Source organism: Kitasatospora sp. NPDC056184, from assembly GCF_042268405.1.
In the GTDB taxonomy this organism is placed as follows: domain Bacteria; phylum Actinomycetota; class Actinomycetes; order Streptomycetales; family Streptomycetaceae; genus Kitasatospora.
Genome location: NZ_JBHJUI010000007.1, coordinates 184,783 through 197,892, shown reverse-complemented (window position 1 = coordinate 197,892; position 13,110 = coordinate 184,783). Strand labels below are relative to the sequence as shown.

The window sequence follows — 13,110 nt, the reverse complement described above, 5'->3', positions numbered from 1 at the left end:
CGGGACATCTCCGCGTTCGGGCGCCCGTACCCACCAGTAGGCCTCATGATGCTACCCAGCGGTAACTTGTTTCAAGCCCCCGTCGGTGAATCCTCTGCGGATTACCGTATGAACGTGGTCACGTCCCACAAGGCGGGACGGTCCGCTCTTGTCAGGATCGACGCCCGCGCGGGGCGCCGCGCTCCCGATAGCCTGTCCGTGTGTACGGCTATGAGCAGAACGCGTACCCGGGCGACCCCTACCAGCAGGCGGGGCCGCAGCCCGGCATGAACGGCATGCCCGGCCCCGGCCCGTACGGCGAGCAGCCGCCGAGCGCACAGCAGTCCCTCTACCCGGAGCCCTCGCCGCCGTCCCTCGCGGACGCCGTCCGGGCCTTCACCACCGGCTCGATGGCGGTGGAGGACTTCCAGGCCATCTTCATCACCTCCAAGGTGCACTGCCCGCGCGGCGACCGGCCGGGCTTCCTGGCCCTGCACAACACCCCGACGCCGGTCATCCCGATGTTCAGCTCGCTGAAGGAGCTGCGCCGGTACGCCGGCAAGGACTCCAAGCACTTCACCGTCACCGGCGCCGAGGTCCTCGACCTGCTGCCGACCGGCTACGGCTTCGCGCTGGACATGGAGGGCGAGCACCGGATGGTGTTCGACGCCAAGGCGGTCGAGCAGATGGTCGACTTCACCATGCGCCGGATGTACGGCTGACCGAGGATGGACGGGGGCCCTCCCGGCCCCGCCCGCCGGTCGGCCCGCGCAGATTTGGTTCAACTTTCAACTTGCTTCTTGTTGAGGATTGAACTAATCTCGTGGACACAGGCCAGAGGAGCATCCACCGAAGGAGGCCGACATGCCCGCCGTGACCGTCGACAACCCGCTGACCCTCCCGCGCGTCACCACCCCCGACCCCACCGTCACGAGCGCCCGCCCGGTCCTCACGGTGGCCACCGCCCCCGAGGGCTTCGAGGGCGAGGGCTTCCCGGTCCGCCGCGCCTTCGCCAAGATCAACACCAAGTACCTCGACCCGTTCATCATGATGGACCAGATGGGCGAGGTGGACTACGCGGCCGGCGAGCCCAAGGGCACCCCGTGGCACCCGCACCGCGGCTTCGAGACCGTCACCTACATCATCGACGGGACCTTCATCCACCGGGACTCGCACGGCGGTGGCGGCACCATCACCGACGGCGACACCCAGTGGATGACCGCCGGCTCGGGCCTGCTGCACATCGAGACCCCGCCGGAGTCCCTGGTGAGGTCGGGCGGCCTGTTCCACGGCCTCCAGCTGTGGGTGAACCTGCCCGCCTCGGACAAGATGATCGCCCCCAAGTACCAGGACATCCGCGGCGGCAGCGTCAAGCTGCTCAGCACCGAGGACGGCGGCGCGCTGCTGCGCGTCATCGCCGGTGAGCTGGACGGCCACCAGGGCCCGGGCACCACCTTCACCCCGATCACCATGATCCACGCCTCGGTCAGCCCCGGCGCCCAGATCACCCTGCCCTGGCGCTCCGACTTCAACGCCCTCGCCTACGGCCTGGCCGGCAACGGCTCGGCCGGCACCGAGCACCGCCCCTTCCACCGGGGACAGGCCGTCGTCTTCGGCGACGGCGACTCGATCACCATCCGCGCCGACGAGAAGCAGGACTCCCGCGACAACAACTTCGAGGTCGTCCTCCTCGGCGGCCTGCCGATCCGCGAGCCCGTCGCCCACTACGGCCCGTTCGTCATGAACAGCCACCGCGAGCTCCAGCAGGCCATGGAGGACTTCCAGGCCGGCCGCCTCGGCACCGTCCCGGCCGACGGCCACTGATCAACCGGCCGGCCGGGGGACCGGTGGATCGGCCAGGTCCCGCGGAGCGAGCGACAGTTCGCTCCGCGGGACCTCTCGCGTTCCCGGGGCCGGGGCGGGGACGGGCGCAGGGATCGGAGCGGGGGCGGGGACGGGGGCCGGGGCGGGGGCCGGGGCGGGGGCCGGGGCGTCCTGGTGGACGAACACCCACCGTTGCAGGGCCCAGTACCGGAACACCGTCGCGAGCAGCGTGCCGAGGACCATCCCGCTCAGGAAGTCGGCGGTCTCCTGGGTGAAACCGCTGACGTACGGCTCCCGCAGGTCGAGCACATAGCGCGACACCAGCATCGGCAGGTCGTTGACGCCCACCGCCAGGACGCTGACCACGGCGAAGGGCACCGCCTCGCCGTGGCCGCCCCGCGATCGGAACGACCAGCGGCGGTTGAGCAGGTACGAGGCCACCGTCGCCACCGCGATGCCGACGGTCTGCGCCCCGACCGGGTGGGCCCGGAGCACCGTCAGCTTGAGGACGTAGTTGATCGCCAGCGTCAGCAGGAAGCAGCTCCCGCCGACCGCCAGGAACGCGGCCAGTCGGCGGTGACGGACCACCGCGGACCGCAGGCGGAGGGGGGTGCGGGCGAGCAGGCGCCGGACGGGCGAGGGCATCCGTGGACTCCGGGTGGGCGGGGTGGAGGACACGCGGGCGGGCGGGTCAGACGTCCCGGCGGCCGATCACGAACACCGCGAGCGCGAGGACGACGGCGGGGTGGAGGAGCAGGCTCGCCCACGCGCCGCCGGCGGACGGGCCGAGCACATCGTGGTGGTGGGTCGTCAGCCGGCGTACGGCGCTCTCCAGCAGGACCCGGTGCACCGTCAGCGTCCAGCCCTCGGAGCCGCGCAGGAAGGCCGGGGCGACGAACAGCACCGCGAATCCGGTGACCACGCCCCCCGCGGTGCTCCGCAGCAGGGCCGTCAGCGCCAGGCCGACCACCGCCACCGCCCCGAGCCGGACGGCGGTCGCCGCCACTCCCGTCAGCAGCTCCGAGGAGAGCAGCGGCAGGCCGACCCCGTGCTCCGCGAACAGCGCCTGGGCGACGCCCGCCGAGAACAGCGCCGCCGCCCCGCCGACCGCCAGCCCGAGACCTCCGACCAGCGCCGCCTTCGCCAGCAGCACCCGGCGGCGGTCCGGCACCGCGGTCAGGGTGGTGCGGATCAGACCGCTGGAGTACTCGCCGCCGATCGCCAGCGCGCCGATCACCAGCACCGCCAGTTGCAGCAGCAGGAAGCCGCCGAAGGACCCGCCGATCGGGTCGAACGAGGCCCGGGACTCCGGCGACATCCGGTCCCACCGGCTCATCGCGGAGTCGGCGAACAGCAGGGTGACACCGACCGCCCCGACGACGCCGAGCACACCGGTCAGCACGGTCGAGCGGACGGAGGACAGCTTGATCCACTCGGCGCCGAGCAGATCGCCGGCCCGGACGGACGCACCGGCCGGTGCCCCGGGAGTGACGACGGCCATGATCAGCCCCTCTTTCCGGGCAGGGCGCCGCCGGCGCGGTGGTCCCCGGCCTCGGCCGTGAGCTCCATGAAGACGTCCTCCAAAGTGGCCGACCGGTCGGTCAGCTCGTGCAGGGCGATGCCCTCCGCCAGGGCGATGTCGGCGATCCGCGGCGCGCCGAGACCGGTGACGTCCAGGACGTCGCCGGACCCGGCGGCGACGGTGGCACCGGCCGCGAGTAGGGCCCGCCGCAGGTCGGCGGCGGCCGGCGTCCGGACCCTCACCGCGCCCGGGCCGCCGCGGGCGACGAACTCCGCCAGGGCGCAGTCCGCGAGCAGGCGCCCCCGGCCGATCACGATCAGGTGGTCGGCCGTGTGCTCCATCTCGCTCATCAGGTGGCTGGACACCAGGACCGTGCGGCCCTCCCCGGCCAGCCGCCGCAGCAGCAGCCGGATCCACCGCACGCCCTCCGGGTCGAGGCCGTTCACCGGTTCGTCGAAGATCAGCACGGGCGGGTCCCCGAGCAGGGCGGCGGCGATCCCGAGCCGCTGCTTCATCCCCAGCGAGTAGCCGCCCGCGCGCCTCCCGGCGGCGTCGGCCAGTCCGACCTCGGCGAGTACCTCGGTCACCCGGGCCCGGCCGATGCCGTTGCTGCGCGCCAGCGCCGCCAGGTGCCGGCGGCCGCTGCGGCCGCCGTGGACGGCCGTCGCGTCCAGCAGCGCGCCGACCCGGTGCAGCGGGCGCCCGAGCGTGCCGTAGGGCGCGCCGTCGACCAGGGCGGAGCCGCTCGTCGGCGCGTCCAGTCCGAGGATCATCCGCAGGGTGGTGGACTTGCCCGCGCCGTTGGGCCCCAGGAACCCCGTCACCCGGCCCGGCCCCACCTCGAAGCCCAGGCCGTCGACCGCCGTGGTCGGGCCGTAGCGTTTGGTGAGTCCGGTGACGGTGATCATCTGTGGCCCTCGTGTCCAGCCGGCCTAGCGCCGAGCCCGCGTCCGGCCCGCCCGGCCGAGGGCACGGCCCGGTCGTCGGCGCCGGTCGGCGCTCGGGAGGAGGGGATGCCCGTCCGGCGGCGGATGCCGGCGTTCCGGTGCCCAGTCTGGACAACCGGACCCGGCCCGCGCATCTGTCTGGAGACAGATGCGCGGGCCGGACCCTCCGTCTACGATCGCGCCGTGGACCAGCCGCTGCACCCGCCGCTCACCAGACGCCTGGGGCGCTCCCACCTCGTGGGGGCGGACTGCGTGCTGGCGGTGCTGTTGGCGGTGCCGTTCCTGCCCGTCGTCGCGCGCGACGGCCGGCCGGTCGACGCGGTGCTCCTGGCGCTCTCGGTCGTCGGCACCGCGGTGCGGCGCCTCCTGCCCCTGCCCGCACTGGCGTTGACCGCGGCCGCCGCCTCGGTGGGCGTGTTCGACCGGTCGGCGAGCTTCTCGATCCTGGCGATGGTGCTGGCCGGGTACGTCGTGGCGGTGGAGCGCCCGACCCGGGTGTCGGCCGGAGCGCTGGCCGCCACGGTGGCCCTGCTGTGCCTGGTCGGGACCGTCGCCCACTCCCGGCAGATCCACTACCAACTCGGGCCCGGTTACCTGGTGGAGGCCGTCGTCGCGGCCGGAACCGCCTGGGCGCTGGGCTGGTCGGTGGGGCGCGGCCGGGCGTACAGCGAGGGGCTGCGGCGGCAGGCGGAGTACCGGGCCGAGACCGAGGCCGACCTGGCCCGCCGCACCCTGGTCGAGGAACGGCTGCGGATCGCCCGGGAGTTGCACGACGTCGTCGCGCACAGCATGAGCGTGATCGCGGTGCAGGCCGGCGTCGGCCACCATGTGTCCGCGACCCGGCCCGAGGAGGCCGCGAAGGCACTGGCCGTCATCGAGACCACCAGCCGGGCCGCACTGGGCGAGATGCGCCTGCTGCTCGGGGTGCTCCGCGACGGCGACCCCGCCGAACTGCTGCCGGGCGGGCTCGCCGATCTGCCCGAGCTGCTCACGCAGATCGAGCGGACCGGGGTGCGGGTGCGGCTCTCGGTGAGCGGGACGGTGCGCCGGCTGCCCCCGGGCGTCGACCGGGCCGCCTACCGGATCCTCCAGGAGGCGCTGACCAATGTGGTCCGGCACGCCCGGACGGACCGGGCCGAGGCCGCGATCGGGTACCGGGAGGGCGGAATCACCCTCACCGTCACCGACGCCGGGGCGGCCGCTCCCGGCGAGCCGACGGCGCCGGGCAACGGCCTGATCGGCATCGCCGAGCGGGCCGCGCTGTACGGCGGCGAGGCGGCCAGCGGGCCGCTGCGACCGCACGGCTTCCGGGTGGCCGTCACGCTCAGGGACGCCGCCGCCCCGGGCGGCGCCTCGGCCACCGAGGCCGCGGGCGCGCCGGGGGCGGCCCGATGACGATCCGGGTGGTGCTCGCGGACGACGAGGTCCTGGTGCGCGACGCGTTCCGCGCCCTGATCGACGGCGATCCCGGCCTCGCGGTGGTCGGCGAGGCCGGCTCCGGCGACCAGGCCGTCCGGCTGGCCCGCGAACTCCGGCCCGACGTCGTCCTGATGGACATCCGGATGCCGGTGCTGGACGGGATCTCGGCCACCCGGCAGATCCTCGCCCAGGACGACGCCGGGCCGGTCCGGGTGATGCTGCTGACCACGTTCGACCTGGACGAGTACGCCTTCGAGGGGCTGCGGGCCGGTGCGGCCGGCTTCCTGCTCAAGGACACCCCGCCGCGCGAACTGCTGTCCGCCGTCCGGGTGCTGGCCTCGGGCGAGGCGCTGCTGTCGCCCCGGGTCACCCGCCGGCTGATCGAGGAGTACCTGACCGGCCCGACCGTCCCGGCCGGCGCGGAGGAGCGCCTGGAGAGCGTGACCGTGCGCGAGCGCGAGGTCCTGCACCTGATCGCCCGGGGGCTGTCCAACCTGGAGATCGCCGGGCTGCTCAACCTCACCACGGGCACGGTGAAGACCCATGTCAGCCGGCTGCTGATGAAGCTGGACGCGCGCGACCGCACCCAGCTGGTGATCGCCGCCTACGAGACCGGCCTCGCCGACGCACACCGGCGAGGCCGCTGACACCCTCGCGGGCAACCGCCCCGCCCCGCTCCGCGCCGCCCTGCCCGCCTGCCCTGAAATCAGTTATTCAGCACCTGTGAAACGGATCGCCCACTCGCCAAACGGTGGTGGGCGATCCGTTTTTTCATTCCCCCGAAACAGCCGTTTCGCCCTCGGCCGCCCAGTTGTCCGAAATTACCGCAATAACCGATCGGAGTAGGGGGGAGTGAAATGGTCACTGTGATCAATCTCACTTCCATATGCATACATACCAATCCGAAACCACCGCCGGATCGGCGTTTTGCCCGGCCTGCACGAAATGGCCGACGGGAAATCACTCTTGACCGCCGGCAACATCGCCTGGCTACTCTTGGATCGTGTCCGAATTCGCCGGAGGAGAAATACGCGAATTCACTGGACCGCCTGGCCTTGCACTTTGCCAGGGACTTGCAAGGAATCCCGCGTCCCATCCACGGAACGAGAGAGGATCAACAATGTCCACGTCCCTCAACCCCGAGGACATCACGGTCGTTCAGTCGGCCGGCCCGGTGTCGTCGGCGCACGACAACAGCAAGGGCTGGTACGACGACAACGACTACAACAACAGTGGCGGGGCGGACTTCTGGGCGAAGGCCACCGGTGGCTACTGGGGTCCGATCGACGACCACGACTGATCGGTCCGTTCTCGGTGCCCCGCCCTCCCGGGCGGGGCACCCGCGGTCCGCAAGGGCACGGTCACGGCGCCGGCATTCCTCCGCACGCACAAAGGACTCTCCGCATGACATCTCCGCACAACGGGACCGATCACCGCAGCGGTCCGGACGACTACTTCGGGCTCGCCCGGCTCCTCCACCCGTTGAACGTCACGACCTTCCGGGAGGAGAACTACGAGAAGAAGCCGCTGCTCATCCGGCGTGACGACCCCTCGTACTTCGCGGAGCTGCTGACCCTCGCGGACGTGGACCGGGCCCTGCACACCTCGGGCAACGACCTCAGCGACTTCCGGGTCGTGGTGGACGGCAAGGAGACACCGGTCGCCGAACTCGGCGCCGGCAGTACGCTGACGGCGGTCGAGCGGATCTACGACCGGTACCGCTCCGGCTCGTCGCTGGTGCTCAACGGCATCCAGGACCGCTTCCCGGCGCTGAACCAGCTGATGCGCGCGCTCGGTGCGGAGATCTCCGCGCGGATCAACATCAACACCTACCTCACCCCGGCCGGCGCCCGCGGCTTCAAGCCGCACTACGACATGCACGACGTCTTCATCGTGCAGGTCCACGGCACCAAGCGCTGGCAGCTCTTCGGGGCGCCGCTGCCGCTGCCGCTGCGCAGCCAGCCGTACGACCGGAGCGCGCCCGAACCCACCGAGCCGGTCTCCGAGTTCGAGCTGAACGCCGGCGACGTGCTCTACCTGCCGCGCGGCACCGTGCACGCCGGCACCTCCACCGACGAGGCCTCGCTGCACCTGACCATCGGCATCCACCCCATCCTGTGGAGCAACGTCGTCGCCGAGGCCCTGCAGTCCCTGTTCGAACGGGACGTCGCCTACCGCGAGGCGCTGCCCTTCGGCTTCCTCGGCAACCCCGAGCTCGAACAGCAGGTCGAGGAGCGGATCGCCGCGCTGATCGCCGAACTGCCGCGGAAGGTCTCCGCCGAGGAGGAGCTGCGCCGCACCGTCAAGGCCGGCGTCGCGCTCAACCCGCCCTCCCTGGAAGGGCACCTGGACGACCTGGAGCGGCTGGAGCGGATCGACAAGGACACCGAGGTGCGCCGCCGGCTCTCCCTGCAGTGGAGCATCGAGACCGGCGCGGAGGCCGTTCAGCTCCACTTCCACGGCAAGACGGTGCGGCTGCCCGCGCACGTCACCGACGAGGTCCGGTTCACCGCCGAACGGCGCAGCGGTGTCTTCACCCCCGCCGGCATTCCCGGCGAGCTGGACGAGCCGGGGCGCGTGGTGCTCGTCCGGACGCTGGTCAAGGAAGGCTTCCTGACCGTCTGCTGACCGTCCGCCGACCGGCGCTCGCCCGGTTCCGCCGCAGGCCGGCCCTGTCGTCCGGGGCCGGCCCGGGGCGCTGCGGGCAGCAGCCACGCCACCGACCGGGGAGGGGAGAGGGCACGAGTGAAGAGGCAACCGGCGGGACCGGCCGCGATCCGCCCGCGCATCATCCGGCTGTTCGCCCCGCACCGCGGGCGGCTCGCCGTGGTCGCCCTGCTGGTGCTGCTCTCCGCCGGGGTCGCGACCGTGCCCCCGCTGCTGACCCGGCTGATCCTCGACGACGCGCTCCCGCACGGCCGCACCGGACTGCTCACGCTGCTCGCCCTGGTGATGATCGCGCTGACCGCGGCGAGCACCGCCCTCGGGGTGTACCAGGCCCACCAGTCGATGATCGTCGGCCAGCGGATCATGAGCGGTCTGCGGACCGAGGTCTACGCGCACCTCCAGCGGATGTCGCTCGGCTTCTTCACCCGCACCCACACGGGCGAGGTGCAGTCCCGGATCTCCAACGACATCGGCGGCATGGACACCGTGGTGACGAGCGCGGTCACCACGGTGCTCGGCAGCGGCGCGACGGTCCTGGCCGCCCTGACCGCGATGACGCTCCTGGACTGGCGGCTCGCGCTGGTCTCGCTCACGCTGCTGCCCGCGTTCGTCTGGGTGAACAACCGGGTCGGCCGCGAACGCCGCGAGATCGTCCGCGAGCGGTACGAGAGGGTGGCCGCGCTGACCACCCTGATCGAGGAGTCGCTGTCGGTCTCGGGCTTCCTGCTGGGCCGTCTGCTGGGCCGGTCCCGGGCGGTGACCGAGGAGTTCGCGCGGCAGTCGGCGGAGCTGGGCGAGGTCAGCGTCCGCACCACGATGGCGGGGCGCTGGCGCCAGGCGGGCCTCCAGGTGGTGGTCGCCGCCATGCCGGTGCTCATCTACTGGGCGGCCGGTCTGCGCGGAGAACCGGTCACCGTCGGCACGCTGGTCGCCTTCGCCGCGCTCCAGCAGTCCCTGCTGGGTCCCGCCGTCCAGCTCACCCAGGTCGGCGCGCTGCTCCAGAGCTCGCTCTCGCTGTTCGAGCGGGTCTTCGAGTACCTGGACCTGCCGGTGGACGTCCCGGAGCCGGCCTCCCCCACGCCGCTCACGGCCGCACGGGGGCACGTCCGCTTCGAGCGGGTGCACTTCGGCTACGGCGACGAACCGGTGCTGCGGGACATCAGCCTCGACGTCCGGCCCGGCACCCGGCTCGCGGTGGTCGGGCCGACCGGGGCCGGGAAGACCTCGCTGGGCTACCTGCTGCTGCGGCTCCACGACGTCACCGCCGGCCGGATCACCATCGACGGCGTCGACGTGCGCGAGCTCGACTTCGAGACCCTCGCCCGGACCGTCGGGGTGGTCTCCCAGGACTCCCACCTGCTGCACGCGACGGTGGCCGAGAACCTCCGGCTCGGCAAGCCCGGGGCCACCGACGAGGAACTCGTCGCGGCCGCCCGGATGGCGCACGTCCACGATCTGGTCGCGGGCCTGCCCGACGGGTACGCGACGGTGGTCGGCGAGCGGGGCTACCGCTTCTCCGGGGGCGAGAAGCAGCGGCTGGCCATCGCCCGGACGATCCTGCGCGATCCGCCGGTCCTCCTGCTGGACGAGGCCACCAGCGCGCTGGACACCCGGACCGAGCGAGCCGTGCAGGAGGCCCTGGCACAGCTCGCCAGGAACCGGACGACGATCACGATCGCGCACCGGCTCTCCACCGTGCGGGACGCCGACCAGATCGTCGTGCTCAACGGCGGCCGGATCGCGGAACGCGGCAGCCACGCCGAACTCGCGGAATCGGGCGGGGAGTACAGCTCGATGCTGGCGGGGACGGCACCGGTCCGGACCGAGGAGTGGCGATGACGGGGACGGATTCGACGGCGGGGGCCGCGGGCGGACGGCCCGGGTTCCCCTGGCCGGTGGCCGAGCACCGGCTCGCCAACGGCCTGCGGGTGGTGGTCTCCCCCGACCGGCCCGCCCCCGTCGCCGCCGTGAACCTCTGGTACCGGGTCGGCTCCCGCCACGACCCGGCCGAACTGCCCGGACTCGCCCACCTCTTCGAGCACCTCATGTTCGAGGGGTCCGAGCAGGTCGGCCGCGGGGAGCACACCGCGCTGCTCCACGCGGCCGGCGCGGACGGCGTCAACGCGAGCACCACCCTGGACCGCACCGAGTACCACCAGACCGTGCCGGCCGGCGCCCTCGACCTCGCCCTGTGGCTGGAAGCGGACCGGATGGCCGGGCTCCGGTGGTCCGGGGACGTCCTCCGCAACCAGGTGGCCGTCGTCCGCAGGGAGCACCACCAGCAGCACCTGGGCACGCCGTACGGACGCTGGCAGGAGTTCGCGCTGGCCTCGGTGTATCCCGGCGGCCATCCGTACGGTCATCCGCCGATCGGCTCGGTCGAGCGCCTGGCCGAGGTCGACCAGGGCACGCTGGCGGCGTTCCACGGGCGCCACTACGCGCCGGACAACGCGGTGCTCACCGTCGTCGGAGCGGTCCGCCCGGACGAGGTCTTCGCCAAGGCGGAGCGGTACTTCGGCGGCGTCCCGGCCGGCCCCGCGAGTCCTCCGGAGCCGCCCGCACGACCGCCGGAGCCGCTGCCCGGTCCCGTGCTGCGCCGGGAGACCGAGGAGCGGGCCGACACGGACCGCGTCTACCTCGTCCACCGGGTACCGCCGGCGCCGGGTCCCGACCACGACGCGCTGACCGTGCTCGCCGCCCTCCTGGGCCGGGGCCGCGGAGCGCTCCTCCACCGGCGGCTGGTGGTCGAGCGGCCGCTCGCCCGGGCCGAGGAACGGGCCGCCTTCGCCTGGGGGCTGACCCACGGCTCGTCGCTCTTCACCGTCGGCCTGACCGCCCTGCGCGGCACCGGCGGCGACCGGCTGGCCGCCGCCGTGGAACCGGTGCTCGACGAGATCGCGGCCGGCCGGATCGACCCGTCCGACCTGGAGCGGGCCCGGGCCGTGCTGCACGCGGCGTGGCTGCGCTCGCTGACCCCCTTCGGCTCGCGGGCCGACGAACTGGCCCGGCACGCGGCCCTGCACGGCCGGGCCGACGGCATCGGCGACCGGCCGGCCCGGCTGGCCGCGGTCACCGCGGCCGACCTGGCCCGCGTCGCCCGGACACACCTCGGCCGGGAGAACCGCTTCGCCCTGGTCTTCACCGGCACCACCAAGGAGAACCGCGGATGAGCCCGTTCCTCGTCCCCGGCCCGCCGCCCGTTCCGGTCCGCGCGCCCTACCAGTTCCCCCCGGTGACCCGGTCGGGCGCCGTGCTGGCCGCCGACCTGCCCGGGTGCCCCACCGCCTTCGCCGCGGTCCAGTTCGACGCGGGCATCCGGAGCGAACCGACGTCCCGGGCCGGCCTCGGCCACCTGCTCGCCGCGGTCCTGCGGGAGGGCCCCGGAACACGCCCCGCCGAGGAGTTCGCCTCCGCCCTGGAGGGGCTCGGCGCCGCGTGGACCACGACCCTCGGCGAGGACAGCCTGCTGCTGTCCGCCACCGCTCCGGCCGACACCGTCCTCCAGGTCCTGGAGCAGGTCGCGCGGGCCGCCCGGTTCCCCTCCTTCGAGGACGGACCGGTCGCCCGCCTGCGCGACGCCCAGTCGGCCCAGGTCCGGGCGAACTGGGCCAGGCCCGGGACCGCGGCCGCCGAGGCGCTGGGCCGCGCCCTCTACCGGACCGGCCGGCCGACCGTCCTGCCGCACGGAACCACGCGCACGCTGGGCGGGCTCTCCGCGCAGGTGCTGCGCGACCACCACGGCGCGCTGCTGGCCTCCGGACCGCGCGTGGTCCTGGTCGGGGACCTCCGCCGGATCGCCCTCGACCGGGCGGCGGGGACGGCGGCGCGGCTGGTCCCCCGGCCGCCGGACCGCCAGGCCGCGGAACCGGTCGGGGCCCCGCCGTCCACGCCTCCCGAGCCGCGGACCCCGGCCGGGCGCGACATCGTCGTGGTCGACCGCCCGGGGGCGGCGCAGGCCGTGATCAGGGTGGCCCACCACCTCCCGCTGGTGGCCCGGTCCGAGCACAGCGCCCTGGCGATCGCCGTCCACGTCCTGGGCGGCACCGTCCACTCCCGGCTGACCCGCGACCTGCGGGACGACCGCGGTCTCGTCTACGCGGTGCACGCGGCCCTGCAGCTCACCCGGGACACCGGTGTGTTCGGCGTGGCCACCCAGAGCGCGCCCCGGCACGCGGGCACCGTCGTCGCACGTGTCCTCGACCGGATCGACGAACTGCGCGAACACGGGGTGGGTGAAGGGGAGTTGGCGAGCAGCGTCGACCTGGTCACCGGGCGGCTGCCGATCGACCTCCACACGCCCCGCGCGGTCGGCCTCGCGCTCTGCGCCCTCGCCTCCACCGGGGCCGCCGACGCGTTCCACACCCGGCGCCACGCCGAGCTCGCCGGCCTCGTCCCCGGCGAGGTCCGGGACGCCGCACGGGAGTTCCTCGGGACCGAGCGGTCGGCGGTGGTGGTCGAGGGCGACGCCTCGTCGGTCGTCCCCGCCCTCGATGCCGCGGGCCTGGGCCCGGTCCGCCTCGACGCACTCGGCCACGCCTAGCGGCCGTCGGGCGTCGGGCGTCGGCGGGGCCGTCCCCGGTGGCAGCGCGGGGGATCCGGCCCTACCGTCGGACCAGGAGTGGATCTGTCGGCCGAGGGTGAGGAGCGACGGATGTTCTGGCAGTTCATCGTGCTGGTGGTCGCCTCGTTCGGCTTCCCGACCGCCGCGCTGCTGTTCTTCATCGGCGGACCCCGTTTCCCCGACGAGCAGCG

General features: G+C 73.6%; 12 protein-coding genes. 9 read left to right on the top strand and 3 right to left on the bottom strand.

Annotated features, from left to right (window positions below; translation table 11 throughout):
* The first annotated feature begins 200 nt into the window (after nucleotides 1-200).
* Complete coding sequence (locus ACFC0B_RS16755) at nucleotides 201-701, top strand: SseB family protein (RefSeq protein ID WP_376086557.1); 501 nt, start codon at nucleotides 201-203, stop codon at nucleotides 699-701.
* A gap of 142 nt (nucleotides 702-843) precedes the next feature.
* Nucleotides 844-1,803 (top strand): pirin family protein, encoded by a 960-nt coding sequence (locus tag ACFC0B_RS16750; protein WP_376086556.1) that lies wholly within the window; start codon nucleotides 844-846, stop codon nucleotides 1,801-1,803.
* On the opposite strand, the gene ACFC0B_RS16745 is transcribed toward ACFC0B_RS16750, so the two are convergent.
* From ACFC0B_RS16745 to ACFC0B_RS16735, 3 genes are read right to left on the bottom strand one after another with little or no spacing between them, the layout of a single operon-like run.
* The gene (locus ACFC0B_RS16745) at nucleotides 1,804-2,448 is read right to left on the bottom strand and encodes a GtrA family protein (RefSeq protein WP_376086555.1); all 645 of its coding nucleotides are present in this window, start codon (nucleotides 2,446-2,448) and stop codon (nucleotides 1,804-1,806) included.
* 46 nt (nucleotides 2,449-2,494) lie between these two features.
* Entirely contained in the window at nucleotides 2,495-3,304 is an 810-nt protein-coding gene (locus ACFC0B_RS16740) for a hypothetical protein (protein ID WP_376086554.1), read from the bottom strand.
* Between the two features lie 2 nt (nucleotides 3,305-3,306).
* Nucleotides 3,307-4,233 carry an ABC transporter ATP-binding protein gene (locus ACFC0B_RS16735; RefSeq protein WP_376086553.1) on the bottom strand — a complete coding sequence of 309 codons (927 nt, stop codon included), beginning with the start codon at nucleotides 4,231-4,233 and terminating at the stop codon, nucleotides 3,307-3,309.
* 222 nt (nucleotides 4,234-4,455) lie between these two features.
* On the opposite strand from ACFC0B_RS16735, the gene ACFC0B_RS16730 reads away from it, so the two are divergent.
* The 7 genes from ACFC0B_RS16730 (at nucleotide 4,456) to ACFC0B_RS16700 (ending at nucleotide 12,898) form a co-directional block, all read left to right on the top strand.
* Complete coding sequence (locus ACFC0B_RS16730) at nucleotides 4,456-5,667, top strand: sensor histidine kinase (RefSeq protein ID WP_376086552.1); 1,212 nt, start codon at nucleotides 4,456-4,458, stop codon at nucleotides 5,665-5,667.
* A complete protein-coding gene (locus ACFC0B_RS16725; protein ID WP_376086551.1) occupies nucleotides 5,664-6,338 on the top strand; it encodes a response regulator in 675 nt (224 codons plus the stop codon). Before ACFC0B_RS16730 ends, ACFC0B_RS16725 begins: the two co-directional genes overlap by 4 nt.
* A gap of 473 nt (nucleotides 6,339-6,811) precedes the next feature.
* Nucleotides 6,812-6,991 (top strand): hypothetical protein, encoded by a 180-nt coding sequence (locus ACFC0B_RS16720; protein WP_376086550.1) that lies wholly within the window; start codon nucleotides 6,812-6,814, stop codon nucleotides 6,989-6,991.
* Nucleotides 6,992-7,095: 104 nt separating this feature from the next.
* Entirely contained in the window at nucleotides 7,096-8,319 is a 1,224-nt protein-coding gene (locus ACFC0B_RS16715; RefSeq protein WP_376086549.1) for a cupin domain-containing protein, read from the top strand.
* 117 nt (nucleotides 8,320-8,436) lie between these two features.
* Nucleotides 8,437-10,197, top strand: a complete 1,761-nt coding sequence (locus ACFC0B_RS16710) for an ABC transporter ATP-binding protein (RefSeq protein ID WP_376086548.1) — start codon at nucleotides 8,437-8,439, stop codon at nucleotides 10,195-10,197.
* The gene (locus ACFC0B_RS16705; RefSeq protein ID WP_376086547.1) at nucleotides 10,194-11,528 is read left to right on the top strand and encodes a M16 family metallopeptidase; all 1,335 of its coding nucleotides are present in this window, start codon (nucleotides 10,194-10,196) and stop codon (nucleotides 11,526-11,528) included. Before ACFC0B_RS16710 ends, ACFC0B_RS16705 begins: the two co-directional genes overlap by 4 nt.
* The gene (locus ACFC0B_RS16700) at nucleotides 11,525-12,898 is read left to right on the top strand and encodes a M16 family metallopeptidase (protein WP_376086546.1); all 1,374 of its coding nucleotides are present in this window, start codon (nucleotides 11,525-11,527) and stop codon (nucleotides 12,896-12,898) included. Before ACFC0B_RS16705 ends, ACFC0B_RS16700 begins: the two co-directional genes overlap by 4 nt.
* Nucleotides 12,899-13,110: the final 212 nt, after the last annotated feature.